This is a genomic window from Mycobacterium colombiense (genome assembly GCF_003284975.1).
Lineage (GTDB): Bacteria > Actinomycetota > Actinomycetes > Mycobacteriales > Mycobacteriaceae > Mycobacterium > Mycobacterium europaeum_A.
This window is the reverse complement of record NZ_QMEU01000014.1, coordinates 17,557-43,076: the sequence shown is the minus strand read 5'-3', so window position 1 is coordinate 43,076 and position 25,520 is coordinate 17,557. Positions and strand designations below refer to the sequence as shown.

The following is a 25,520-nucleotide window of genomic DNA, read 5'->3' as shown; positions in this document are numbered from 1 at the left end:
CGTTCAGTCTTCTTGCGCACCGGCCGATCTCAGCGCCACCAGCACACGCTCGACGTCGGCCGTGTTGGGCAACGCGTCGGTGACCCCGATGATGGCCACCCCGATATCCGCATTGTCGATCCCGAGTCGCCGGGGCGTGAGCAGCTTGCGGGCGATCGCGGTGACTTCGTCGTCGGTCACGCGCCGTGGCAGCAACGCCAACAGCGGCGCGTAGCCGAAGTCGGGCGCGCCCCTGGGGCGGCCCGCACTCAGAAACGCGATCATGCTCGATACCCGCTGTCCCAGGCTCATCCGCCACCCCACTCGTCCGCACGCCACCCGCCAAAACCGGCTCAAGCCGGGGAATAGCCCGGCGGGACGGCTTGAAACCAGTCGAATGGCGATCGCCGGCATAGCTTAAGCGCGCGCAAAGGAACCGGTCCGACGATCGGACCAGGCCCCTTACGGGTGGCCTACTGGTTCTTCTTCTGGCGCTCCTCGGCAGCGTCCGCGCCGGCGCCAGCTTCAGATAACGATTGCATCACGATCTCGATGACAATTCCTTAAGAACCGACCCCGTTTCTTAGAAATCCTTGGATCGTTTGATCGTTCGCTTAGCAAATCACCCCTAGAGAGGCCACGACGGCCGTCGGCGTTCGTTGTGGGCGAAGCCCGCACTGTTCGATTCCGCTACTTTGGATTTCGAGGATCGGGAGCCTCTCTTCAGAGAAAATCATTTCGCTTTCGAAGGACATCACAATCATGAAAATCAGCAGCATCGTCGCGCGCCGGAAAGTGGCCGGAATTAGTGCCGGCTGCCTGTTCGGGGGAATGGCCATGGGCATCGTCGGCGCACCGTCGGCGGCAGCAGCGCCCGACTGCAGCCCAGGCGGGGTGAACAACACCGTGTCAGCGGTGCAGGGCTCGGCCGAGCAGTATCTGGCGGCGCACCCGGGCGCCAACCAGGTGGTGACGGCTGCCTACGGGCAGCCCCGGCCCCAGGCCGAGTCGAGCCTGCGCAGCTATTTCACCGGCCACCCGCAGGAATACAACGACCTGCGCGGCATCCTGGCACCGATCGGCGACACCGAACGGCAGTGCAATGTCACCGCCCTGCCGCCGTACCTCGAGTCGGCTTACCAGGAATTCATGGCCGGCTGACCGGAGTCCCGAGACGACCCGCCACGACGCTGTGGCGGGTCGTTTTCCATTCCGGCCGCGCTTCTTGGCCGTGTGAACGACTTCTCCGGCGGGTAATTGTGCAGTCAGCGACCAGAACTGGAGGACGACAATGCGGTTGCGCCGTAGCGTGCTGAGCAAGCCGGGAATCGCGCGCAAGCGTCGCGGCAAAGGCTTTGCCTATTACCACCCGGATGGCAAGCCGGTCTCCGACCCGGAAACCTTGCAGCGCATCAAGGATCTGGTTATTCCGCCGGCGTGGAAGAAGGTGTGGATTTCGCCGTACGCCAACGGCCACATCCAGGCTGTCGGCGTCGACGCGGCTGGTCGCCGCCAGTACCTGTACCACACCGCCTGGCAGCAGGAGCGTGCCGAGGAAAAGTTCGACCGGGTGCTGGAACTGTCCACCCGGTTGCCGATGTGGCGCGCCGAGATAGCCAAAGATCTGACGCGACAGGGACTGACCCGCAAGCGGGTCTTGGCACTCGCGCTACGACTGCTGGATCGCGGCTACTTTCGCGCCGGCGGTGAGCAATACGCCGAGGAGCACGAGTCCTACGGCCTGTCCACGCTGCTGTGCGAGCACGTGGTGGTCCGGCGCGACGCCGTCGAGTTCGATTTTCCAGCCAAGAGCGGGGTGCGGCGCACCGTGGAAATCGAGGACCCCGAAGTGGTCCGTGCGGTGCGCGCACTGATGCGCCGGCCCAACCGCACCGAGCGACTGTTGGTGTGCCGCAACGCTTCCGGGTGGCTCGACGTGCGAGCCGATGACCTGAACGCCCGCTTCAAGGAGCTGGTGGGCGACGAGTACACCGTCAAAGACCTGCGAACATGGCATGGGACGGTGCTCGCGGCCACGGCGTTCGCCGATGCCGACCCGGCGGTCTCACAACGGGTCGCCAAGCGCGTGGAATCCGCGGTGATGAAAGAGGTGGCCCAGGAGCTGGGCAACACCCCCGCCGTGGCGCGCGGTTCCTACGTCGACCCCCGTGTCGTCACGGGCTACGAACAAGGACTGACCATCGCCGCGGCGGTGCGCCGTGCCGAGCGCGTCCGCAAGCCGGATGTGGCGCAGGAAATACTGGACAAGGCGACCCGCATGCTGATCCGGCGACTCGCCAAGACCAACAGCACGTCGGGATCGTCGCTGCCGAAGAGCGCCTGAGCAAATACCGCAGCCTCGGCCGACACTCTCGGTGCGTGCGGGCAAACCGGTCCTGTGATCACCGCCCCAACCGGATGGCCACCGACCACCGTCTGCAGCAATGCGGGGTGACGGCGGTCGACGACCCCTAACTCGCTGAATCCGGCCGCGGTGCGTGAAGCGGGCCGGGGCTAACTGGGAAATGTTGTGCCACAAGGCTTTTGATCCCCACACCGACCGTTCCGGTCCCGGCGCCGGACGCCGCTGCACACTCGCCAGCTGAAAACTGGCTGAGAGTCGGCCAGCCGGCGTCGTTTCGGCGAATAACACCGCCCAATCCGGGTAATACGGCTCGGGTGGGAAGTGCCGAAGCCGCCCATGCGGTGGCAGCCTGCGTACGTCACGCCCGTCAGCGGGAGCCGCGCTCGATTGGCGCGCGCATCGTCGGCGGTGCCATGCAGGTGGTTCAAACAATAGCCACACACGCCCATCCGCCAGCACAGTAGAACCGTCTGCCGAGGAGGGAAAACATGTCCAAAAAAGAGGTTTCCGACTATTTGCTAGAGCGCTTGCGGGCGTGGGGCGTTGAACATGTATTCGGGTATCCCGGCGACGGCATCAATGGGCTGCTGGCCGCGTGGGGCCGCGCGGACAACAAACCCAAATTCATCCAGTCGCGCCACGAGGAGATGAGCGCCTTCGAGGCGGTGGGCTACGCGAAATTCACTGGCCGGGTCGGGGTCTGCGCGGCCACATCCGGCCCCGGCGCGATCCATCTGCTCAACGGCCTCTACGACGCCAAGCTCGACCACGTCCCGGTGGTGGCCATCGTCGGCCAGACCAACCGCAGCGCGATGGGCGGCAATTACCAGCAGGAGGTCGACCTGCTGAACCTCTTCAAGGACGTGGCCAGTGACTACGTCCAAATGGTCACCGTGCCAGAACAATTGCCCAACGTGCTCGACCGCGCCATCCGGATAGCGATGACCCAGCGGGCCCCGACGGCGTTGATCATCCCCAGCGACGTCCAGGAACTGCCGTACTCGCCGCCCGAGCACGCGTTCAAAATGGTGCCCTCCAGCCTCGGCATCGAATACCCAAAGATCGCCCCCGACGACACCGCCATCGCGCGGGCGGCCGACGTCCTCAACGCCGGCAAGAAGGTCGCCATCCTGGTGGGCACCGGCGCGCGCGGAGCCCACGAAGAGCTGGCCGAGGTCGCCGACCTGCTTGGCGCAGGAGCGGCCAAGGCCCTGCTGGGCAAGGACGTCCTGTCGGACGAATTGCCCTGGGTCACCGGCTCGATCGGGCTGCTCGGGACGCGGCCGAGCTACGAGATGATGCGCGACTGCGACACGCTGCTGACGGTCGGGTCCAGCTTCCCGTACACCCAGTTCCTGCCCGAATTCGGTCAGGCCCGCGCGGTGCAGATCGACGTCGACGGCCGGATGATCGGCATGCGCTACCCCTACGAGGTCAACCTCGTCGCCGACGCGAAGACCGCGCTGCGGGCGCTGATCCCGCACCTGCGCCGCAAGGAGGACCGGTCCTGGCGCGAGGGCATCGAGAAGACCGTGGCCCGCTGGTGGGAGACCATGGACAAGGAGGCGATGGTCAGCGCGAACCCGGTCAACCCGCTGCGATTGTTCTCCGAGCTGTCGCCCCAGCTGCCCGAAAACGCCATCGTCGCAGCCGATTCCGGCTCATCCGCCAACTGGTACGCGCGCAACCTACGGTTCCGCGGTAACATGCGGGGCTCGCTGTCGGGCACGCTGGCCACGATGGGCCCCGGGGTTCCGTACGGCATCGGCGCGAAGTTCGGCCACCCGGACCGGCCCGTCATCGTGTTCAGCGGTGACGGCGCCATGCAGATGAACGGCATGGCCGAGCTGATCACGATCAAGCGGTACTGGAACGAATGGAAGGACCCGCGCCTGATCATCGCGATCCTGCACAACAACGACCTCAATCAGGTCACCTGGGAAATGCGCGCCATGGCCGGCGCGCCGAAATTCGCTGAGTCCCAGAATCTTCCGGACATCGACTTCGCCGCCTTTGCCGCCAGCCTGGGCCTGAACGCGATGGCGATCAAGGATCCGGAGGAGCTGTCGGACGCCTGGCGCAACGCGCTGTCGGCGGACCGTCCCACGGTGCTGGACGTGCACACCGACCCCGATATGCCACCGATCCCGCCGCACGCGACGTGGGAGCAGTTCAAGTCGGCGACCGCGGCGGTGCTCTCCGGTGACGAGGACCGGGTGGGCTTCGTCAAGGTCGGCCTCAAGACCAAGGCGCAGGAGTTCTTGCCGCACAAGAAGAGTTGACTCGCAGTGCGGATTCGGGCCTCAGCCGTGCTTGGTGACGCCTGAACCCGCACTGCGCAGGTCGTCGACGAACGACTTGTAGACCTCGTCGTGCCGGTCGCTGCGGTCGCGCAACACCGCCGAGGGATGTACCGTCGCGACCACGGTCGGTTCGGGCTCCACGTGCACGTCGACCGATGACGGTAACTGCAACTGCTGGCCGCGCTGGGTGGAAACCCGAAAAGTGTTACCCAGCAACGACTGTGCGGCGGTGGCGCCCAGGCACACGATGACCTGCGGCCGCACCGCTTCGATCTCCGCGATGAGCCAGGGCCGGCAGGCGACGACCTCGGTGCGGCCCGGCTTCTGGTGGATGCGCCGCTTGCCGCCCTTGCGGGTGAACTTGAAGTGCTTGACCGCGTTGGTCTCATATACCAAGTCCGGCGCGATGCCGGCGTCCTCGAGGGCGCGGGCGAGCAGGCGCCCGGCCGGGCCGACGAACGGCACACCGGCGCGGTCCTCCTGATCGCCGGGCTGCTCGCCCACCAGCATGATCGGCGCGCCAGGGTGTCCGTTACCGAACACCGTCTGGGTGGCGTCTTCGAAAAGCGAACAGCCGTGGCATGATTCGGCCGCCGTCCGCAAGGAATCCAGGCCGCGCTCCTGCGGGAGGTAGCGGTCGGCACCGGGGGCTTTCGGCGTTGCGGCCATGATCTCTTTCTCAGCGGCGTGGTACCCCCGCTCCCCCACCGAGCGGGGGTACCACGCCAGGGTGGCTGCCTCAGCCCTTGCCGATGATGGCGTCGCGGGCGCGGTCGAGCATCGCGGCAAACGGTCCCGCGGCCAGGTTGGCCGCCTGGGATTCCACACCGGCGTGCGGGCGGGTGGGGGCGATCGCTTCGGCGAGCTTGGCGGCGCGGCCCATCCGTTCCAGCTCGTCGCCGCTGAGTTCCTCACCCAGCTTAGAGAATTCGTCGTGCTCCTCAATCTCGGCGTGTTCGATCACCGCGTCGCGCAGCTTCGTCAATTGGCGGGTGAACTCCTCGCTGTCGACGTCGAGCTTTTCCAACTTCTGCAGGACGGTCTTGGCCGCGTGCTCTTCGCGCAGCCTCTTGTCGACGACGGTGGCGCCGCCGGAGATCTTGCGCTTGGCGCGCGGATGAACGATCTCTTCCTCGGCGGTTTCGTGCACGGCGAGAAGGCGCCGCAGCTCGACGAAGGCCTTCTCGCGGGCCTTTCCGGACGCCGCCAGGGTTTCGGCGAACATCGCCTTGATCTGCTGATGCTGACTGACAAGAAAGTCGACCACGTCGGTGGGCGATTGGATGGCGTTCGGTGCCACAGTGTCCCTTCCCACCTTTGGTGCGGCGCGCGGGCTGTGCTCGCTCCCGAATCGGCTACCCGACCAATCCGACCGCCAAACGGGGTGTGGCGGCGCCCGCGTGGGGTATGTCCTGGGCAAACGGTCGAAAGGAGCGGGTGGCCGATGGGCGCCGAACTTCGCACGGGCCAGCGCATCCGGCCGTTGCTGCGCTGCGCGGTCGTCGGCGCGCTGGCAGCGGCCTCGCTGATCACGGCCTGTTCGCGACCCGGGGCGTCGCTGGAGAGCGCGCCCGCGGTCGACGTCTGGCGGGTGGCTGTGCCGTTGCACGAACCGGTGTGGTCTTACGGCACGGGCGCCCTGCTCGCGCTCACCGGCGATCACCGGTTGGCCGAGGTCACCGCCGACGATCACGGCAGCGATGCCAAGACGCGCTTCTCCGCGCCCATGGCATCCGGGCGCAACATGCAGATCAGCCAGAAGGACCAGCGGCTGGTGTTCGTGCCGCAGCCCGACCGCGGCAAGGTCGCCGCCGTCGACCTGGAAAGTTTGCGCCAGGTCGACGATTTCGACGCGGGACCGGCGCCGGCCTACCTGGCCGAAGACGCGGGCTTGCGCATGCTGCTGGCGCTGTCGGCCGATGGGATGGCGGTGACACCGGTGGACCAGTACGGCTACCGCAAGCTCCCCACGGCGATCACCGACACCAGCGCCGACACCATCGACGGCGCCAACCGCGGACGCGAACTCGACTACCACCTGTATGGAGCGTCGGGCATCCGGCATTTCAAGGGCACGACATCACCGCCGGCGCAGCACGGCTCCCTGACTATCGACGTCGCGGTCTCGGCGGGTGACGGCACCGCGGTCACCCGCAGCTACGTCGCCGGGCACGACGACGACACCTTGCGCGCCGTCGACTCGCGCCGCGGCGGACGGGGCATGGAGGTGCTGGCCAGCACGCGATTGCCGGCGCCGATCCGCGCGCTCGGCACCGACGACACCAGGATCTACGCCGCCACCGACCACGAACTGGTGACGCTCGAGACCGCAAGCTTCACCGGCTTTCCCGACGGGCGGATTCCCGTGCTGCGCACCATCGATTACCGGTCGGGGCTGCCTCCCGACGCGCGGCCGGCGCGCCTGTCGGGCATGGCCGTCGGGCCGCATCGGGTCTACCTGACGTTCGTCGAGGCGCCCTACGTGGTCGGCATCGCCAAACCGCGCCTGTGACGGCCGTGGTTTAGCCCCACGTCCTTGTCGGCTACATTTCGGGCAGGTTCTCCCGGCGAAGGAGGCGCTGCGTGACCAACCCGCAGGACCCGTATTGGCAGAACCCGCTGAGTTACGACCCGCTGGGCCGCGTCCCACCCCCCGATGTCGAACCGCCTCCGGTGTCCCCACCGCCGCCGTACCCACCGCCGCCCGCGCCCGCGCCCTACCGGCCGCCCGTCAACACCCTGGCCACGCTGTCGCTGGTTTTCGCGTTCCTGTTCGCGCCCGCGGGGGCGATCCTGGGGCACCTCGGGCTGGCGCAGATCCGTCGCACTGGCGAGCTCGGCCGCGACCGTGCGCTGGTGGGCGTGACGCTGTCGTACATCTTCATCCTGTTGGCGGTCGTCGCCCTGGCCGGCTGGGCCACGCTGGCCGGCTCGACCTCGTCGCACCGGGCATCCCCCGGTTCCAGCACGGCGGCCGGGCCACCGCCGCCCACCGTCCCGCCGGAGACCATCGCCACCCTGCTGCCCGGGCTCGATGCGCTGCGCAACATCACCGGCGACGCGAACCTCGACGTCGGTCCGACCTGGAACAGCCCCGGCCGCTCGCCGGATGACGGCAGCATCGACCGCCCGGAGTGCTGGGAAAGCATCGCCGCCGGCAGCCCCGACGCGTACACCCCCGGGGCACTGGCCGGATATCACGCCGGCGAATTCACCGACACCCGCAGCATGCTGAAGTCCATGCAGGTCATCCAGGGAGTCGCGGCGTTCCGTGATCCGGGCGCGGCGCAGGCGCAGCTGGCCACCCTGCAGTCGGGATGGCACAAGTGCGGCGGCTCGACCGTCACCGTCTCCGCTCCCGGCGGACAGCCGATCCCGATGTCGGTGAGCGCCCCCGCCGACGCCGGCAACGGCATCACCACCCTGGACCTGACGCCCAAGGGCATCCAGGTGCGCTCGGCACGGGCGATCGCGGCCAAGGCGAACGTCGTCATCGACCTGAACGTGTCCGCCAGCGGCACCACGGACAGCGCGCCACCCCGCGCGGCAGCGGTCAGCATCGCCAACTACATCCTCGGCAAGATCCCCGGCTAAGTAGGCTGTCCGCATGAAGTTTGTCGACGTCGACGGGGTCGGCCGGGTCAGCCGGATCGGCCTGGGCACCTGGCAGTTCGGATCACGCGAGTGGGGTTACGGCGACAGCTACGCCGCCGGCGCCGCGGGTGACATCGTGCGCCGCGCCCGAGCCCTGGGGGTGACGCTGTTCGACACGGCCGAGGTGTACGGCCTGGGCAAAAGCGAGCGGATCCTGGGGGAGGCGCTCGGCGACGAGCGCGCCGAGGTGGCGGTGGCCAGCAAGATCATGCCGGTCGCGCCTTTCCCCGCGGTGGTCAAGCAACGCGCCCGCGCCAGCGCGCAGCGGCTGGGGCTGGACCGCATCCCGCTCTATCAGATCCACCAACCCAACCCGGTGTTTCCCGACTCGGTAATCATGCCGGGCATGCGTGACCTGCTGGAGCGCGGCAAGATCGGCGCCGCCGGCGTCTCGAACTATTCGCTGCAGCGCTGGCGGAAGGCCGACGCCGCGCTTGGCCGGCCGGTGATCAGCAACCAGGTGCACTTCTCGCTCGCCTACCCGAAGGCGCTGAAGAATCTGGTGCCGTTCGCCGAGCGGGAGAACCGGATCGTGATCGCCTACAGCCCGCTGGAACAGGGACTGCTGGGCGGCAAGTATGGCGTGGACAACCGTCCGGGCGGCGTGCGCGCGGTGAACTCCCGGTTCGGCACCGAAAACCTGCGCCGCATCGAGCCGCTGCTGCAGCTGTTGCGCGACGTCGCCAGGGACGTCGACGCCAAGCCGGCGCAGGTGGCCCTGGCCTGGCTGATCAGCTATCCGGGCGTGGTTGCCATTCCGGGCGCCTCGTCCGTCGAGCAGCTGGAGTTCAACGTCGCGGCGGCCGACATCGAGCTGCCCACCGCATCCCGTGACGCGCTCACCGAGGCGGCCCTGGCCTTCCGGCCCACCTCGGCGGCGCGCTTCGTGACCGACCTGGCCAAGGAGAAGCTCGGCCGCCGCTGAGGTGCCGGCTTACGACTGATTGGCCTCGGCGAACGCCGCCGGGCTGGCCGGCGCGCCGCGGGCCACCACCAGCGGCATCGACGTCGAGGAGTTGGTCCGCAGGATCGTGTGCACCACGTCGATCAGGTCTTCGACGGGCATCAACTTGCCGGGCATGCAGCCGCGCGAGGACCACAGCGGGACCGCCTTCATCGCGAGGTCCATGTCCCAGCCTTCGTTCATGCCGGTCTGACCGTCGCCCTCGCCGCCCGCGCACTCCCCGACGATCAGGTTGGTGAAGCCGATGTCGGAGTGCTCGGCCCGCCACGCCTCCACCAGGCGTTCGAGGGCCGCCTTGCTGACGCCGTACGCGCCCAGGCCCGGCCACGGCGGCCCGAAGGTGCCCGCGTCGGAGGACAGGTAGACCGCCTTGCCGGCCGACGCGGTCAGGTGTGGCACCGCCGCGGCCGTCACCAGCGACGCCCCGATGACGTTGGTGTCGAAGATCCGCCGCCAGGTGTCGGCATCGGTGTCGACCATCCGGACCAGCGGCCCGACGGCCGGCGTGTAGACCACGTTGTCGATGCCGCCGAGGGCGTCGGCGGCGCGGTCGATGGACGAGCGGCACGACGCCTGGTCGGTGACATCGCATTCGATGGCGACGGCGTTCGGACCGGCGTCCTTGGCTGCGGCCTCGATACGCTCCCGACGGCGGGCAAGCAGCGCGACCTGATCACCGCGCTGCGCGAGACCGACACCTATGCAACGCCCCAGCCCGCTGGAGGCGCCGACCACCACTGTCCTTGACATATTCGTCCTCTCTTGTAACGCAAGACGCTGTCGCGAGAAACCTACCGGATGGCGGGCGCCGCGTGGCGATCACAGGGCCGCTTAGTTCGGAACGACGGTGTTCCGGTCGCCCGATTTGGCGCGGTACATGGCCTCGTCGGCTCGCGCGGTCACGGTGTCGACGGACTCGGCGGAGCGGGCGAGCGTGGCACCGATGCTCAACGTCGCACGAATCATGTTGCCGGACAGGTGGATCGGTTCGGCGACCCGGCTGCGAATCTTTTCCGCGATCTGGGTGAGCTCGTCGGTGCTGCGAACGCCGGGCAACAACACCAGTATTTCGTCGCCTCCGGTCCGCCCGACCGTGTCGCCGCGGCGAACGCTCGCCCGGATCCGCGCCGCCAGTGTTGCCAGCACGAAGTCCCCCATGCCGTGTCCCCAGGTGTCGTTGATCGCCTTGAAGTGGTCGACGTCGCAGAACAGGACGCCGACATGCGTTCCGGCGGGTTGCGGCTGCGCCAGCGCGGACTCGAGCCGGCTGAGGGCCTCGGCCCGGTTCACCAGCCCGGTGAGGGTGTCGAACCGCGCCAGCCGTTCGAGCCGCTGCTCGGCCTCGACCTGATCGTCGACGACGCGTAGCGCCGCGATCAGCCCGTCGGTTCTGCCCTCGGCGTCGGTGTAGGGCTTTCCGTGGCCGTCGACCCAGTGGTAGTCGCCGTCGACCGAACACACCCGGAACCGTTGCAGGACCCGTTCGCCGTCGGAGATCCGGCGCACGGCGGCAATGAGTTTGTCGCGGTCCTCGGGATGGATGTGATCGGCGAACGCCGAGCCGGTCCAGCGCTGCAGCGGGCCGCCCAGCGCGGCCTGCACCGACGGCGAGACCCATGCGATCTCACCCCCGCGAAAGTGCACGATGATGTCGACCGCGTTGTCGGCGAGGATGCGGTAGCGCGCCTCGGCCTCCGCGCGCTCCTTGCTGGCGAGCTCCTTGGCGATCAGGAGCTTCTGTTCGCGCTGACTGAAGTAGAAGGTGACCACGCCAACGATGAGGGTGCTGAACAAAATCGAAAACGTCCACTCAGCGTGCTCGCCCAGACCGAACGCTAAGAACGCCGGCCTCGAAAGCGCCACCACCACCGGAAAACCGGCGAGGATTCCCGCCAGCCGCACCAAAGACCGCCGATCGGGGCGGGCGAGCAGCCAGGCGACCGGAAAGCGATCGGGTCGCGCCAGCGATGTCGCTGCGATGAGCACCAGCAGCGCCGATGCCGTCGAGAGCGCCTGGCCGGTCGAGGGCGAAACACCGACGAGCGCAAGCGCATCGAACAAGTAGGCGCCGACGGTGACGAGCGGGATGGCCCCACTGCCCACCAGGCACACCGGCCAGACCGCACGGGTGCCGCGGTCCACTCGGATCACCGCGACGGCGGCGGCGAGCAGCAGGACCGGCGCCGCCGTCTGTGGGCTGGGACGCCCCGGCCACGAGGTTTGCCGCCCGCGCACCGCGTCCCCGAACAGAACCTGGTCGACACCGAGCGACCCGATGGGGGTGTACTCGAGCAGGATTACGACGGCCAACACGGCCACCATGAGCGCCAGGGCGCGCCCGACCCAGATGCGATTGGGCGACGGGTGACCGGACTGTGCCAGGATCGCGGCGCCCAACGCCGCGAGCCACAACGCGGTCCACGGCGTCATCGGCGGCCAGCTCGGATAGATCCGCGTCAGCCCGTCAACCCCGGTCGACCAGCCGAGCCACGTCACGGCGGCAATGACGAGTACCGCCAGCGGGGCCGTCCGGGCCGACCGGTGCAAGGCCGATTCCGCACGCGCGCCGAGGGCGACCCTGTCCATCGGCTGTCCCTTCGTTCCCGGCACTCGGGGCGCGGCCGCGGAATCGGCGGCAGCAATGCGAACAATAGTGTGCGCAAAAGCTAACCGATGTCGCCTATTCGGCGCGAGCGATCCGCTCGATCCGCAGAAACGGGCGGATGCAGCCGCGAACCAGCGGCTGTGGGTGTCGCGAAGGGCTAGTCCGAGGGCAGGGCCCGCAGCACCACGGCGGTGTGCGCTTCCACGTTGAGCCCGCCGCCACCGGGCACCTCGTCGGCGGGCGTGGTCTCTTCGGGGCCGGTGTACACCACGATCTCCCAGGCCGCACCGAATTCCTTTGGCGGCAGGGTGAATTCGATCGGCTCGTAGTGGGCGTTGAAGCACAGCAGGAACGAGTCGTCCAGCACTCGCTGGCCTCGCGCATCGCGGTCGGGGATGCCATGGCCGTTGAGGAACACCGCAACGGACTTGGCGAAGCTGGCGCCCCAGTCCTCGTCGGTCATCTCCGTGCCCTCGGGGGTGAACCAGGCGATGTCCGGCAGGCCGTCCTGCCCGCGCCGGCCCACCGGCTTTCCGGAGAAGAAGCGACGCCTGCGGAACACCGGATGCTCAGCCCGCAGCGCCGACACCGCCCGGGTGAACTCCAGCAATCCGGCGTCGGCGCTGTCCCAGTCGATCCAGGTGAGCTCGTTGTCCTGGCAATAACCGTTGTTGTTGCCGTTCTGGGAGCGGCCGAGTTCGTCGCCGTGACAAATCATCGGCACGCCCTGGGACAGCAGCAGCGTGGTCACGAAGTTGCGCTGCTGACGGGCGCGCAGCGCGTTGACCTGCTCGTCGTCGGTCGGCCCCTCCACACCACAGTTCCAGGACCGGTTGTGGCTTTCGCCGTCGTTGTTGTCCTCGCCGTTGGCCTCGTTGTGCTTTTCGTTGTAGGACACCAGGTCACGCAGGGTGAAGCCGTCGTGGGCGATGACGAAGTTGATCGAGGCCACCGGCCGGCGCGCGGTGTGCTCGTAGAGGTCCGCCGATCCGGACAGCCGGTAAGCGAACTCGTCGAGGGTGGCGGGTTCCCCGCGCCAGAAGTCGCGGACGGTGTCCCGGTACTTGCCGTTCCACTCGGTCCACTGCGGCGGGAAGTTACCCACTTGATAGCCGCCCGGGCCGACGTCCCACGGCTCGGCGATCAGCTTGACCTGGCTGACCGTCGGATCCTGTTGCACGAGTTCGAAAAACGTCGCCAGGCGGTCGACGTCGTAGAACTCGCGGGCCAGCGTCGAGGCCAGATCGAAGCGGAACCCGTCGACGTGCATCTCGGTGACCCAGTAGCGCAGCGAGTCCATGATCAGCTGCAGCGCATGCGGATGACCGACGTTGAGGCTGTTGCCGGTGCCGGTGTAGTCCATGTAGTACTGCTTGTCGTCGTCGACCAGGCGGTAGTACGCGGCGTTGTCGATGCCCCGCATGGACAGGGTGGGTCCCAGGTGGTTGCCCTCGGCGGTGTGGTTGTAGACCACGTCGAGGATGACCTCGATGCCGGCCTCGTGCAGCGAGCGCACCATGGCCTTGAACTCCTGGACCTGCCCGCCCGGCGTGGTGGAGCTGGAGTACTTGAAGTCGGGCGCGAAGAACCCGATCGTGTTGTAGCCCCAGTAATTGGACAGACCCTTGTCGACCAGGGTGGAGTCGTTGGCGAAGTGGTGCACGGGCATCAATTCGATCGCCGTGACCCCGAGTTCCTTGAGGTGCTCGATGATCACCGGGTGCGCCACCGCGGCGTAGGTGCCGCGCAGCGGTTCGGGGATGTCGGGGTGGGTCTGGGTCAGGCCCTTGACGTGCGCCTCGTAGATCACGGTGTCGGCGTATTGATGGTCCGGCGGGCGGTCGTTGCCCCAGTCGAAGTAGGGGTTGATCACCACCGACTTGGGCATGCTTTCCGCCGAGTCGTCGTCGTTGCGGCTGTCGGGGTCGCCGAAGTTGTAGCTGAACAGCGACTGGTTCCACTCGAAGGAGCCGTCGATGGCCTTCGAATACGGGTCGACCAGCAGCTTGTTGGGGTTGCAGCGCAGCCCCGCGGCCGGGTCGTACGGACCGTAGACGCGGTAGCCGTAGCGCTGGCCCGGTTCGATGTTGGGGATGTAGGCGTGCCAGATGAAGCCGTCGATCTCGGGCAGGGTGACGCGGCTCTCGACGCCCTCGGCGTCGAACAGGCACAGCTCTACCCGCTCGGCCACCTCGCTGAATACGGCAAAGTTGGTGCCGGCGCCGTCGTAGGTCGCGCCCAGCGGGTAGGCCCGGCCCGGCCACACCTCTCCGGTGGGCGTGGGAGCGAGGGCGTCTGCGGTGGTCATGGCGCAATCAATACCCTGCCGTCATGGCCGTCAAACCGTGGGCCCCGCCTCACGCCGCCAAGACTGAACCGAAAGCCTTGTGGCATAAGTGATCACGGCTTGAGTATGACCTTGACCGCACCGTCCAGCTTCTTCTGAAAGATCTCGTAAGCGTGCGGCGCCTGGTCCAACGGCAGCACGTGGGTGGCGAAGTCGTCGACGCCGAGTGGGTCGTCGTCGGTCAGCAGCGGCATTATGTCGTCGACCCACCGCTTGACGTTGGCCTGACCCATCCGCAGCGTCAGTTGCTTGTCGAACAGGGTGAGCATCGGCAGGGGATCCGCCATTCCGCCGTACACGCCGATCAACGAGATCGTGCCCCCGCGCCGAACGATGTCGATGGCCGAGTACAACGCGTTGAGCCGATCCACCCCTGCGGTCTGCATCAGCCGCTTGCCCAACGCATCCGGCAACACTCCGGCCACCTGCTGCGCCAGCTTGGCGGCCGGCGAGCCGTGTGCCTCCATGCCCACCGCGTCGATGACGGAGTCGGTTCCCCGGCCGTCGGTCAAGTCGCGGATCGCGTCACCGAGGGAGCAGTCGAGCCGCCCCAAATCGATGGTGTGGATACCACGTTTGGCGGCGCGGCCCAGCCGCTCGGGCACCAGGTCGACGGCGACGACCCGGTACCCGAGGTGGTCGGCGATGCGCGCGGCCATGTCCCCGATCGGACCCAGCCCCAGCACGGTCACCGAGCCACCGTCCGGGATGTTGGCGTAGTCGACGGCCTGCCACGCGGTGGGCAGCACGTCGGACAGGTAAACGAACCGCGAATCCGGCGGACCCACAGGAACTTTGATATGGGTGAATTGAGCCTGGGGCACGCGTAACAGCTCGGCCTGGCCACCGGGGATCTCGCCGTAGAGCTCCGAATAGCCGAACAGCGCCGCCCCCATGCCCTGGTCGCGCACCTGGGTGGTTTCGCACTGGGTGTAGAGCTGCTGGCCGCACATGTGGCAACTGCCGCAAGAGATTTGGAACGGGATGACGACCCGGTCACCCACCCGCAGGTCACCCGTTTCGGTGCCGACCTCCCGCACGATGCCCATCGGTTCGTGCCCGAGGATGTCCCCGGGCTTCATGAACGCCCCGAGAATCTCGTAGAGGTGCAGGTCGGAACCGCAGATGTTGGTCGAGGTGACTTCGACAATGGCATCCGTCGGCTGCTCGATCTTCGGGTCGGGCACCGAATCCACCCGCACGTCGCGCTTGCCCTGCCAGGTAACAGCCTTCATACGGGTGGCGCATACCCGCCTCGAACTTGTCGAAACGGCAGCGCTGGAGTGTTGACTCCGCGCGGCGCGGGTATGACCCGGTGGTGACCCAACCTGGACTGATCATCGTCGGCAGCGGGCCGGCCGGGGTGGCCGCCGCGGAGGCCTTCCGCGAGCACGACAACGAGACACCGGTGCGGATCGTGAGCGCGGACATCGACCTGCCCTATGCCCGGCCGCCGTTGAGCAAGGAATTTCTGCGGGGCGAGACCGACGACGTCGCCCTACACCCACAGCGGTGGTTCGATGAACGGGCGATCGAGTTCATCTCCGGTGCGCCCGTCGACCGACTGGATCTCGCGCAGCGCGCTGTGCACCTCGGCGATCGGCGGTATGAGTACGACACGTTGATCCTGGCCTGCGGCGCGGCGCCCGCACCCCCGCCGTTTCCCGGCGGGGAACGCGCGCTGCTGTTGCGTTCGCTGTCCGACGCCGCCACGTTGCGCAGCGCGGCCGAAGACGCCTCGTCGGCCGTGGTGATCGGCTCGGGATTCATCGGTTGCGAAGCCGCGGCATCGCTTGCCCGGCGCGGCATTGCGGCGACTATCGTTGCGCCGTCGGAACTTCCACAGCAGAAGCGCCTGGGTGGCGAGGCCGCCGAGCGGTTGCGTGGGCTGGTGGAGCAGGCGGGGGCCCGCCACGTCGGCGGGGTGACGGTGGAGGAGATCACCGAGGCGGGGGTGCGTCTGGACAACGGCGTCACCATTCACTGCGACCTGGTGCTCGCTGCCACCGGCGTGACACCGCTGAGCCGGATCGCGGCCGAGGCCGGCCTGCAGACCCTGGACTCGCGCATCGCGGTGGGTTGCGACATGGCCACCGCGGTACCGGGCGTGTACGCCGCCGGTGATGTCGCGCTGGCGCACCACGAAATCGCCGGACGGCGCGTGGCCACCGAGCACTGGCAGGACGCGACCGACCAAGGGACGATCGCCGGGGCCCGCGCGGCAGGCCAACAGGCGAAATGGGATGCGGTGCCGGGATTTTGGACCAGCGTCGGTGATGCGACCCTGAAGTACCACGCGTGGGGTGACGGATACGAACGCAGCCGGATGCTCGATCATGGCGACAGCTTCACCGTGTGGTATGACTCGGGCAATGCCGTCGTCGGCGTCCTGACCTACAACGCCGACGACGACTACGACCTCGGCGAGCGGCTCATCGCCGACAAGCGTCCCGCGCCGGTTCCGATGAATTGACCACCGCGGGAACGATTTTCGGATCTGCGCTTAGTGGCGGTGGCCTTTGAGCGGGTGCTCGCCGTCTATCAGCGCCGCCGCGATGTCGATGAGCCTGATATTGGATTTTTGCGAGAGCCGGGTGAGCAATTCGAACGCTTCTACGGCATCAAGGTTGAAGCGCTCCATGACCACGCCCTTGGCCTGGCCGATGATGTCGCGGGATGCCAGCGCGCTGCGAAATTGGTCCTGCCGGCGCATCATCGACCACGCCAGGGCGATATGCGTTGCGAACACCGCCCCGACTTCGACGGCCTCCTCGCTGAAGGCCTGCGGACGGTCGGCGTAAAAATTGAGCGCGCCCATGCTGGTGCCGTCGATGAACAACTCGTACGACAGGATCGAGCGGATCGGCGTCTGCTCGAGCGCCAGCCGCCTATAGCGCAGCCAGCGTTGTTCGGCGTTCAGGTCGGCGATGTGCATGATGTGGTGCTGCCAGGCCGCCGCCAGGCACGGCCCTTCGCCGGCGCTGTTCTGGATCGCGTCTAGCACCATCGGGTAACGATGCGTGGCGACCACGCTGCTGACCGACTTGTTCTTGTTGGCCAGGGTGATACCGGCGTACTGGGACCCGGTGACGTGGTCGACGCCGTTTTCGATGAGCTCGTGCAACCCGGAAGCGGTATCGCTTTGTTCGCGCTGCAGATTCGCCACCAGCTCGACGAGCTGAGTGACGATCGTGGCATTGCCGTCCCGCATAAGTTCACCCCCGGAGCCGTCGCGGCCCGCAGAGCCCATTCTCGCCTTCATGGCGCCATCCACACGCGTGCGAATGCGAACGCCCAACGAGAAGTCTATGGGCCATACAACGAAGCGCAAGGCCGGATAACGAACCGGTCCGAGGGATACTGGCCCGTCACCGGCGTGCCAGCATACCCGCACGCTTCCGTTGCCGACTCCGGCGTTATAAAACCTTCTCGGGCAACGTATTTCGCTGGCGACGAGGCTATGACGTGAAGGGGCCACGCGACCCGTCTCCGATGCACGCCTACACTCGGGACGGTGACCTCCATTGTGATCGTGGGAAGCGGCTTCACCGGATTCACCTGCGCCCGTCGCCTGGCCCGCATTATGCGCCGACGACGCGTCCCCGTCGACATCACGATGATCTCCCCCGTCGACTACATGCTGTACACACCGCTGTTGCCCGACGTCGCCGGTGGGGTCGTCGATGCCCGCTTTGTCGCTGTCCCCCTGGCCAATTCGCTCAAGGGCGTGCGCGCGGTGCGTGGCCGCGTGGACGCGGTGGATTTCACCCAGCGCACGCTGACCTATTGCGATCCCGAAGAGCGCAGTCATTCGATGTCCTGGGACCGGCTGGTGCTGACGCCGGGCTCGGTGACCCGGCTGTTCGATGTGCCCGGGCTGGCAAGGCACGCGCGCGGGTTGAAGACCACCGCCGAGGCCCTGTACCTGCGCGACCACTTCGTCGAACAACTGGAGTTGGCCAACATCGAGGACGATCCGCGAGCGGCCGCCGCCCGGCGCACGGTCGTGGTGGTGGGCGCGTCGTATTCGGGGACCGAGCTGGTCGCACAGCTGCGGGCGCTGGCCGACGCGGCGGCCAAACAGATGGGCTTCAACCGCGCCGAGGTGCGGTTCCTGCTGCTGGACCTGGCCGACCAGGTGATGCCGGAGGTGGGAAAGCGGCTGGGTGACGCCGCGCTCAAGGTGTTACGCAAGCGCGGAATCGACGTCCGGCTCGGCATCACGCTCAAGGAGGCACACGCCGATCACGTTGTGCTCAGCGATGATTCACGCATCGACACGCGCACCATCGCCTGGGTGACGGGGGTGACCGGCGCACCGCTGATCCAAGACCTGGGACTGCCGACCGAAAGGGGCCGGCTCAAGGTGCAGGCCGACCTGCAGGTGCCGGATCACCCCGAGGTGTTCGCGGCCGGTGACGCGGCCGCCGTCCCCGACCTGACCCAGCCGGGGAAGATCACCCCGCCGACCGCCCAGCACGCGACCCGGCAGGGCAAAGCGCTGGCCCGCAACGTCGCCGCCAGCCTCGGCTATGGCAGCAGCAAGGAATACAAACACCGCAACCTCGGCCTGGTGGTCGACCTTGGGCCGCGCTATGCGGTGGCCAACCCGCTGAACATCCACCTGTCCGGGCTGCCCGCCAAAGCCGTCACCAGGTCCTACCACCTGTATGCGATCCCCCGCGGCGTCAACCGGTGGGCGGTGTCGCTGGCCTACCTGACCGACGCGCTGTTCACCCGTTCCGTCGTTTCGATCGGGTTGACCTCCGAGGACGACGCGCAGTTCACGGCCAGCGAAGGCATCCCCATGCCGAAGACGAGCTGAGCCGGCCGCGTCTCGGGTTCAGCCCTCGGCCGACTGCTGGGCCATCGCGTAGGCCAGCTGAAGAAAGTCCGCGCCCGCCAGCGCGCTGAACACGCCGGCGACCAGCCGGGTGAACCGCGGCGCGAACACCAGGCCGATGGCAAACCCGGTGGCCACCCACATGTCCAGGCAGAACGGACAGGTCAACAACTCCCCCAGGCTGTGCCGGAGCTGGCTGCGCTCGCGGACCTCCTCCTGGACTTCGGCCGGCCCGCCGGTGCCCGCATAGTGCGTGAACGGCGCGCGCAGCGGGCTCGTCACCGCGTCCTTGGTCAGGGTTCGCGACAGCTTGTGGGTGCCCAGGGTGAGGATGAGCAGGTCCTGGACCCGCCACCGGGTAGGCAACGTGCGGCCGGTGGCCAGCGCCGCCAGCACCGCGGTGACCACCACTACGCCGTAGACGGCCATGACCGCCAGGTAGCCCCCCAGCGGGCGATCATTGTCGCCGCGGTAGGCGTCCGCTTCCTGGCGCGCACCGTCGACGACCTGGGCACCGGTTTCCGTCAACTCAGCCATCGCTTCTCCTTAAAGGCATAGCGGGACGGATACCCGGCTCGGGCCGCTGCAATCCGCGAGGCTCAGACGGTGCCCGGCTCGACGGGCCTCGCCGCTTTCGCGGCTTCTCGCAAGGTGCGGTTGGTGGACCGCAGATCGGTGTTGGCGGCCGACAACGTGGCGTTGTGGTCCTCGAGATCGAGGATGCGCGCGACGCCGGCCAGGTTGACCCCGGAGTCGACCAGCGCTGTGATGCGCTTGATCCTGGCCAGATCGTCGGCGCTGTACCGGCGGGTGCCGCCCTGGCTGCGCGACGGCGTGATCAGGCCGTAGCGTTCGTAGAGCCGCAGCGTCTGCACCGCAGTCCCGGACAATTCGGCGGCCACCGAGATGCCATACACCCCATGGTCGGACGCCGGAACATCCGCGTTTCCGCGGTAGTCGACCATCGCGCCTCCCCGTTGCTACACCACTAGAAAATCTGTTTAGCACACTTGCATCATTCTGTCGACAGTGCTATACAAAATCTATGTCATTGGACATAGGAAATTGCCGACCCACAGCCTAGATTGGAGTGAGAGGTGACCACCATGCTGATGCGTTCAGACCCGTTCCGTGAGCTCGACCGCTTCGCCCACCAGGTCCTCGGTACCGCCGCCCGTCCGGCGGTGATGCCGATGGACGCATGGCGCGAAGGCGAGAACTTCGTCGTCGAGTTCGACCTGCCCGGCATCGACGCCGACTCGCTGGACATCGACATCGAGCGCAATGTGGTGACGGTGCGCGCCGAACGACCGGCCGTCGACCCCAACCGCGAGATGCTGGCCACCGAGCGGCCGCGCGGCGTGTTCAGCCGCCAGCTGGTGCTCGGCGAAAACCTCGACACCGACAAGATCGAGGCATCCTATTCCGAAGGCGTTCTGCGCCTGCACATCCCGGTGGCCGAGAAGGCCAAGCCGCGCAAGATCTCGGTCGGCCGCGGCGACGGCCACAAGGCGATCAACGACAAGGCCTCCGAACGCGAGGTCATCAACGCCTGACCGACCGGCGGGCCGGGCGGCGGCCGTACCCACACAGGCATGCGGCCGCCGCACCCCCCCGGCTCCTGGCAACCGGATGCACGATGAAATGGGAACTCGACGGCCAAACCGCCAACGTTGAAGAGGCGTTGGCCGGCGGCGCCGCGCAGCCGGCGGGGTGGTTTCGGTTCTACTTCACCGACCAGCGCTGGGAATGGTCCGAGCAAGTGCAACGCATGCACGGCTACGAGCCCGGCAGCATCACCCCGACCACCGAACTGGTGCTGTCCCACAAGCATCCCGAGGACCGCGGCAACGTCGCGGCCACCATCGATCAAATCGTCCACACCCGAAAGGCGTTCAGCACGCGCCACCGGATCGTCGATACCCGGGGAAGGGTGCACCACGTCGTCGTCGTCGGAGATCGGCTCTTCGACGACGACGGTGACGTGATCGGAACGCACGGGTTCTACATCGAGGTCTCCGCGCCCTACGAACAGGCGCACGAGGACGCCATGAGCGCGAAAGTCGCTGAGATCAGCGAGAATCGGGCCGGCATCGAGCAAGCCAAAGGCATGTTGATGCTGATCTACGGCATCAGCGACAGCGCGGCTTTCGAGTTGCTCAAGTGGTTGTCGCAGGAAGCCAACGTCAAGCTGCGACCGCTTGCCGAGCAGATCGCCCGGGACTTCCGCAACGCCGGCCTGCCGCTGAACACCCAGTCGGAATTCGACCATCTGCTGTTGACCGCGCACGAACGCGTCCGGAGTAACCGCGAATGATGCCTGCAGGCCAAGGCTTTTCGATGCTCAGTGGTCGAGCAACGGGGCGACCCAGTGCACCCGGGTACCGCCCCCGGGCCCGCCGGTGATCTCACAACTCCCGCCGAGTTGCTCGGCGCGCCGCTTCATGTTGGCCAGGCCGCTGTATCGGGTGTTGCCGTCCGGTATGCCGCATCCGTCGTCGATGACGTTGAGGATGAACATGTCCGCGACACTGATCTCGATGGTCAGCCGCGACGCTCCCGAATGACGAAGGGCATTGCTGACGGCTTCGGTGGTGACCGCTTCGGCGTGATCGGCCAGCTCGGCGCTTACGGCGCTCATCGGCCCGTCGATGCGCACGGTGGTGAGGACATCACGGTTTCCCGTCAGGTCGGCCACCACCCGCTGGATGCGCTGCCGGAAATCGCCACTGGCGGCCACCGGCGATTTCAGCGCGAAGATCGTGGTGCGGATTTCCTCGATGATGGTCTGCAGATCGTCGAGCGTGCAATTGAGCCGGTCGGCCACCTCCGGCGAACGCGCCCGGGCCAGGGTGCCCTGCAGGTTCATCCCGGCCGCGAAGAGCCGTTGGATGACGTGGTCGTGCAGGTCGTGCGCGATGCGTTCCCGCTCGGCCAGAATGGTCAACTGCCGGGCGTCCTCGCGCGCCGACGCCAGCACCAGCGCGATCGCGGCGTGGGTGGCGAAGTCACTGACTAGATCCAGATAGGTCTCGCTGAACGGCGGCTGCTCGGCACCGCGGGCGATGGCGATCACCCCGACGACCTCGTCGCGGGCGCGCAGCGGCATCAGGATCGCCGGGCGCTGCCCGACGTCGGTGAAGGACTGGATCGGGTAGCGCAGTTCCTCGGTGATCAACGGTTCCCCGGACCGGAACACCGCGCCGCTGGTGGAACCGTGCACCGGAACCCGCTGCCCGAGCACCTCCGAGGCGTGCAACCCCACCGCGGCGGACACCACCAGCGTGTCGACCTCGTCGTCGGACGCGTCGGCGTCGGCCGGCACCAGGACGATCGCCTGTTCGGCCTCGGTCAGCAGGCGCGCGCGTTCGGCGATCAGTTGCAGGGGACGTCGATGCGGTTCGGGACGCGCCAGCAGCGCGGTGGTGATCTCGCGGCTCGCCTCCATCCACTTCATCGACGTCCGCTCGCGTTCGAAGACCTGTGCGTTGTCGATGGCGACGGCGGCCCCGAACGCCAAGGCCCGCGCGGCAACCTCGTCGGACTCGGAGAACACCCGCGCCGGATCGACGTGGGTGAGATACAAGTTGCCGAACACGGTGTCGCGGATGGTGATCGGGACCGCCAGGAAGGCGCGCATCCGCGGATGGTGGTCGGGAAAGCCGACGGCGGCGTGGTGTGTGGTCAGATCGTCCATCCGCAGCGCGGGCGTATCCAGCAGCGACAAACTCAGCAGGCCCTTGCCGACCGGCAAATGCCCGACGCGCCGGACCGTCTCGGCGTCCATGCCCTCGTGGACGAACGAAATCAGGTTGCCTTCGCGATCGCGGATGGCCAGCGCGCCGTAGGGGGCGGACGTCAATTCCCTTGCCGCGCTGATGATCCGGCGCAGGGTGGCGTCCAGATCGAGGCCCGCGCCGATCTCGACGATGACCCGCAGCAACTGCTCCATCTGATCGCGCGAGGCCAGCAGCTCGTCGAGCTGGGCGTGCAGCTTGCTGACCAGCCCGCGCTGCCCGAGTCCGGCGAAGGCCGAGCCCTTTTCGCCGCCGCTCACCCCGACCAGTCCGGCGCACTCGACGGTGGGCCGGTCCGCTGATTCAGTTTCGACGCGAACACCGCCGCCTGGGTGCGGCGCTCCATGCCGAGCTTGGCCAATAACCGGGATACGTAGTTCTTCACCGTCTTCTCCGCGAGGAACATGCGCGCGGCGATCTGTCTGTTGGTCAGTCCCTCGCTGAGCAGTCCGAGCAGCGTGCGTTCTTGCTCGGTCAATCCGGACAGTGGGTCCTCGCGCCCGGTCGTGCCGCGCAGCTTGGACATCAGCGCGGCCGCGGCGCGGTTGTCCAGCAGCGATTTGCCTGCGCCCACCTCTTTGATGGCGTGGGCCAGCTCCATGCCCTTGATGTCCTTGACCACGAATCCGCTGGCGCCGGCCAGGATCGCCTCGAGCATCGCCTCATCGGAGGTGAACGACGTCAGCATCAGGCAGCGCAGGTCGGGGTGATCCGCCACCAGGTCGCGGCACAGTTCGATGCCGTTGCCGTCGGGTAGCCGAACGTCGAGCACGGCAACGTCGGGCTGCAACGCCGGGATGCGCGCCTTCGCCTCGGCCACCGTGCCCGCCTCGCCGACGATCTGAAGATCCGGATCGGAGGCGAGTAGATCGGAAAGACCGCGGCGGACGACCTCATGGTCGTCGACCAGGAACACCTTGACCATGGCGAGCCCTTTCCTGCCGGTCTGGCAACTGGAAAGATTGCGACCGACCCACCCAATATCCCATATTTCGAAGGCAGCCGCCGGGACGCAACGGGTTCAACGACTTTGGTCCCCACGGGTCGGGACCTTCGGCCGACGCCCCGGCCGGTGGTGCGCCAATAGTGTTGCGACCGTGGTCCATTGCGGCGTCAACCGCACCCGCGGAAAGGAGCTTTCGATGACCGATGAGGGCGTCGTCATTCTGCCGGTGCACGAGTGTTGGGAGCTGCTGGGCAGCCTGGCGCTGGGGCGGCTGGTCACCTACGCCGACGGCCAGCCCGACATCTTCCCGGTCAACTACGTCGTCCAGCGCCGAACCGTGCTGTTCCGCACCGCGGGGGGCACCAAGCTGGTCAGTTCCGCGATCAACAATCGGGTGCTCTTCGAAGCCGACGACCACAACGTCGCCGAGGCGTGGAGCGTGATCGTCAGGGGCAAGGCGCGCTCGCTGCACACCCCCGAGGAACTCGAGGAGGCCGAGCGCGCACAGGTGCTGCCGTGGACCAGGCCGGAAAAGACGCACTATGTGCGCATCGTGCCGGAAAGTGTCACGGGCCGCAGGTTCCAGTTCGGCTCACCACCGGGTGACGTTTAGCGCCCGCGGTCAGCTCACCCACTCGACGAAGTCATCGAGTGGGCGTCGCGGCGTCGCAGGCAACGGATCGGCGTTGATCGGCGCCCAACCCACCCGGAGCAGCATCTGCGGATAGTAGCTGTCGCCGAAGATGTCGCGGCGTACGGCCTCGCGGGTGTCGGCCATCTCCAGCGGTTCGGTCACCGGGCAACTGGCCAGGCCGGTCGACGTCGCGGTGAGCAGCACCGCGCTGGTGGCTTCACCGGCGCGCAGCTGGGCCAACCGGCCGTCGTGGCGGGTGCCCAGCGCAAGCACCACCGCGTTGTCCTCTTCCGGGGACGAGTCCGGTGCCATCGGCAGCGCCGCGCCCGCGAACAGCCGGCTCGGGATCTTGGCCTGCGGGTCCGATATCGGCGCATTGCGCGCGGGCACCCCGGCGACCGAGAAGTAGCGCCCACTCCATGCCGTCAGCTCGACGAGATAGTCCTGGGTCAGGTGATCGCGGACCGACTGCACCACGATGCCGTGCAGCGCCTCGATGTCTTCCACCTGACACAGCGTGACGCCGTTGCGCGCGGCCCGCGCCGCCATCAGCGCGATGTCGCCCACAGGCACCGGCCAGGAGCTGTAATAGCGCCGATCGGTGCGCCGCCGCGGTATCGCCGCGGCGAGCGCGATGTCGAGGAAATCGGCGGGGTACGGCGAAAGCTGCAGCGTGGCAAGGTGATTGGAGTCGGCGACGTTCGGCAGCCGCGTCACCTTGGACCGCCACCCCACCGCGGCGAACGCCGCAACGCAGTGGTGCAGCGCCGTGCCGCAACTCAGAATCAAATCGCGGCAGTCGGGGTCGGTGGTGGGCAGCTGGCGACCAGCGTCGGCGTGCAGCTGCAGGCTGGTCGCGTCGACGCGCCACCGCCACGGTTGGGTGTTGTGCACCGACGGGGCGCGCGAGGCCAGCGTCAGGGCCGTTCGGATCGTCTCCGCGTCCGGAAAGCGGGCGTTCATGCCATGGTCCCCTTCTCTCCTAGCGCCTTGCCGGTATCCACCATCACGCGTTCTTCTCGCCAGCACGAGGGCAGGACGGCTCTAACTCAAGGGACTTTCGGCCAATCTGCGTGGCCGCCC

The 25,520-nt window shown here is 67.5% G+C and carries 24 protein-coding genes; 11 read left to right on the top strand and 13 right to left on the bottom strand.

Features of this window, described 5'->3' with window-relative positions:
- Positions 1-3 precede the first annotated feature (3 nt).
- Positions 4-291 (bottom strand): DUF3349 domain-containing protein, encoded by a 288-nt coding sequence (locus DQP58_RS07585; protein ID WP_112707838.1) that lies wholly within the window; start codon positions 289-291, stop codon positions 4-6.
- Between the two features lie 450 nt (positions 292-741).
- Between DQP58_RS07585 and DQP58_RS07580 the strand changes: the two genes are divergently transcribed.
- The 3 genes from DQP58_RS07580 to DQP58_RS07570 all read left to right on the top strand — a co-directional run bounded on the left by DQP58_RS07580 (position 742) and on the right by DQP58_RS07570 (position 4,626).
- Positions 742-1,140, top strand: a complete 399-nt coding sequence (locus DQP58_RS07580) for a heme-binding protein (RefSeq protein WP_112707837.1) — start codon at positions 742-744, stop codon at positions 1,138-1,140.
- A 130-nt stretch (positions 1,141-1,270) separates the two neighbouring features.
- On the top strand, positions 1,271-2,323 hold the full coding sequence (locus DQP58_RS07575; RefSeq protein ID WP_112707836.1) for a DNA topoisomerase IB: 1,053 nt from the start codon (positions 1,271-1,273) through the stop codon (positions 2,321-2,323).
- A gap of 509 nt (positions 2,324-2,832) precedes the next feature.
- Entirely contained in the window at positions 2,833-4,626 is a 1,794-nt protein-coding gene (locus DQP58_RS07570) for a thiamine pyrophosphate-requiring protein (RefSeq protein ID WP_112707835.1), read from the top strand.
- Between the two features lie 21 nt (positions 4,627-4,647).
- On the opposite strand, the gene DQP58_RS07565 is transcribed toward DQP58_RS07570, so the two are convergent.
- Positions 4,648-5,316 carry a UdgX family uracil-DNA binding protein gene (locus DQP58_RS07565; protein WP_112707834.1) on the bottom strand — a complete coding sequence of 223 codons (669 nt, stop codon included), beginning with the start codon at positions 5,314-5,316 and terminating at the stop codon, positions 4,648-4,650.
- 70 nt (positions 5,317-5,386) lie between these two features.
- Positions 5,387-5,947 (bottom strand): hemerythrin domain-containing protein, encoded by a 561-nt coding sequence (locus tag DQP58_RS07560; RefSeq protein WP_112707833.1) that lies wholly within the window; start codon positions 5,945-5,947, stop codon positions 5,387-5,389.
- Between the two features lie 144 nt (positions 5,948-6,091).
- On the opposite strand from DQP58_RS07560, the gene DQP58_RS07555 reads away from it, so the two are divergent.
- The 3 genes from DQP58_RS07555 to DQP58_RS07545 all read left to right on the top strand — a co-directional run bounded on the left by DQP58_RS07555 (position 6,092) and on the right by DQP58_RS07545 (position 9,226).
- A complete protein-coding gene (locus tag DQP58_RS07555) occupies positions 6,092-7,159 on the top strand; it encodes a hypothetical protein (protein ID WP_112707832.1) in 1,068 nt (355 codons plus the stop codon).
- A gap of 71 nt (positions 7,160-7,230) precedes the next feature.
- Positions 7,231-8,241, top strand: coding sequence for a sensor domain-containing protein (locus tag DQP58_RS07550; RefSeq protein ID WP_112707831.1), 1,011 nt, complete (start codon positions 7,231-7,233; stop codon positions 8,239-8,241).
- Positions 8,242-8,254: 13 nt separating this feature from the next.
- A complete protein-coding gene (locus tag DQP58_RS07545) occupies positions 8,255-9,226 on the top strand; it encodes an aldo/keto reductase (protein ID WP_112707830.1) in 972 nt (323 codons plus the stop codon).
- A gap of 9 nt (positions 9,227-9,235) precedes the next feature.
- Here the strand turns inward: DQP58_RS07545 and DQP58_RS07540 are convergent, their stop codons facing one another.
- The 4 genes from DQP58_RS07540 to DQP58_RS07525 all read right to left on the bottom strand — a co-directional run bounded on the left by DQP58_RS07540 (position 9,236) and on the right by DQP58_RS07525 (position 15,452).
- Positions 9,236-10,003: an SDR family oxidoreductase gene (locus tag DQP58_RS07540; RefSeq protein WP_112707829.1), complete on the bottom strand. Its 768-nt coding sequence runs from the start codon at positions 10,001-10,003 to the stop codon at positions 9,236-9,238.
- Positions 10,004-10,096: 93 nt separating this feature from the next.
- Positions 10,097-11,851, bottom strand: a complete 1,755-nt coding sequence (locus DQP58_RS07535; protein ID WP_112707828.1) for a sensor domain-containing diguanylate cyclase — start codon at positions 11,849-11,851, stop codon at positions 10,097-10,099.
- A gap of 176 nt (positions 11,852-12,027) precedes the next feature.
- A complete protein-coding gene (glgX, locus tag DQP58_RS07530; protein WP_112707827.1) occupies positions 12,028-14,178 on the bottom strand; it encodes a glycogen debranching protein GlgX in 2,151 nt (716 codons plus the stop codon).
- A gap of 92 nt (positions 14,179-14,270) precedes the next feature.
- Positions 14,271-15,452: a zinc-dependent alcohol dehydrogenase gene (locus DQP58_RS07525; RefSeq protein ID WP_112707826.1), complete on the bottom strand. Its 1,182-nt coding sequence runs from the start codon at positions 15,450-15,452 to the stop codon at positions 14,271-14,273.
- An 83-nt stretch (positions 15,453-15,535) separates the two neighbouring features.
- Here DQP58_RS07525 and DQP58_RS07520 point away from each other — a divergent pair, with 83 nt between their 5' ends.
- On the top strand, positions 15,536-16,690 hold the full coding sequence (locus tag DQP58_RS07520) for an NAD(P)/FAD-dependent oxidoreductase (protein WP_240629605.1): 1,155 nt from the start codon (positions 15,536-15,538) through the stop codon (positions 16,688-16,690).
- A 30-nt stretch (positions 16,691-16,720) separates the two neighbouring features.
- Here DQP58_RS07520 and DQP58_RS07515 read toward each other — a convergent pair whose 3' ends face one another.
- Positions 16,721-17,428: a GAF and ANTAR domain-containing protein gene (locus DQP58_RS07515; protein ID WP_112707824.1), complete on the bottom strand. Its 708-nt coding sequence runs from the start codon at positions 17,426-17,428 to the stop codon at positions 16,721-16,723.
- A gap of 303 nt (positions 17,429-17,731) precedes the next feature.
- Here DQP58_RS07515 and DQP58_RS07510 point away from each other — a divergent pair, with 303 nt between their 5' ends.
- Entirely contained in the window at positions 17,732-19,042 is a 1,311-nt protein-coding gene (locus tag DQP58_RS07510) for an NAD(P)/FAD-dependent oxidoreductase (protein ID WP_066876910.1), read from the top strand.
- An 18-nt stretch (positions 19,043-19,060) separates the two neighbouring features.
- Here DQP58_RS07510 and DQP58_RS07505 read toward each other — a convergent pair whose 3' ends face one another.
- Both DQP58_RS07505 and DQP58_RS07500 read right to left on the bottom strand, forming a co-directional pair.
- A complete protein-coding gene (locus DQP58_RS07505; protein ID WP_112707823.1) occupies positions 19,061-19,597 on the bottom strand; it encodes a DUF1360 domain-containing protein in 537 nt (178 codons plus the stop codon).
- Between the two features lie 62 nt (positions 19,598-19,659).
- Positions 19,660-20,025 (bottom strand): MerR family transcriptional regulator, encoded by a 366-nt coding sequence (locus DQP58_RS07500; RefSeq protein WP_112707822.1) that lies wholly within the window; start codon positions 20,023-20,025, stop codon positions 19,660-19,662.
- 141 nt (positions 20,026-20,166) lie between these two features.
- On the opposite strand from DQP58_RS07500, the gene DQP58_RS07495 reads away from it, so the two are divergent.
- Entirely contained in the window at positions 20,167-20,616 is a 450-nt protein-coding gene (locus tag DQP58_RS07495) for an Hsp20/alpha crystallin family protein (protein ID WP_112707866.1), read from the top strand.
- A gap of 83 nt (positions 20,617-20,699) precedes the next feature.
- Entirely contained in the window at positions 20,700-21,377 is a 678-nt protein-coding gene (locus tag DQP58_RS07490) for a PAS and ANTAR domain-containing protein (protein WP_112707821.1), read from the top strand.
- Positions 21,378-21,404: 27 nt separating this feature from the next.
- On the opposite strand, the gene DQP58_RS07485 is transcribed toward DQP58_RS07490, so the two are convergent.
- Together DQP58_RS07485 and DQP58_RS07480 are read right to left on the bottom strand one after the other, a co-directional pair.
- Positions 21,405-23,012 carry a GAF domain-containing sensor histidine kinase gene (locus tag DQP58_RS07485; RefSeq protein ID WP_112707865.1) on the bottom strand — a complete coding sequence of 536 codons (1,608 nt, stop codon included), beginning with the start codon at positions 23,010-23,012 and terminating at the stop codon, positions 21,405-21,407.
- Between the two features lie 101 nt (positions 23,013-23,113).
- Positions 23,114-23,782 carry a response regulator gene (locus tag DQP58_RS07480; RefSeq protein ID WP_112707820.1) on the bottom strand — a complete coding sequence of 223 codons (669 nt, stop codon included), beginning with the start codon at positions 23,780-23,782 and terminating at the stop codon, positions 23,114-23,116.
- A gap of 217 nt (positions 23,783-23,999) precedes the next feature.
- Between DQP58_RS07480 and DQP58_RS07475 the strand changes: the two genes are divergently transcribed.
- The gene (locus tag DQP58_RS07475) at positions 24,000-24,416 is read left to right on the top strand and encodes a pyridoxamine 5'-phosphate oxidase family protein (protein WP_112707864.1); all 417 of its coding nucleotides are present in this window, start codon (positions 24,000-24,002) and stop codon (positions 24,414-24,416) included.
- Positions 24,417-24,425: 9 nt separating this feature from the next.
- On the opposite strand, the gene DQP58_RS07470 is transcribed toward DQP58_RS07475, so the two are convergent.
- Positions 24,426-25,400 carry an Acg family FMN-binding oxidoreductase gene (locus tag DQP58_RS07470; RefSeq protein WP_112707819.1) on the bottom strand — a complete coding sequence of 325 codons (975 nt, stop codon included), beginning with the start codon at positions 25,398-25,400 and terminating at the stop codon, positions 24,426-24,428.
- Between the last annotated feature and the right edge of the window lie 120 nt (positions 25,401-25,520).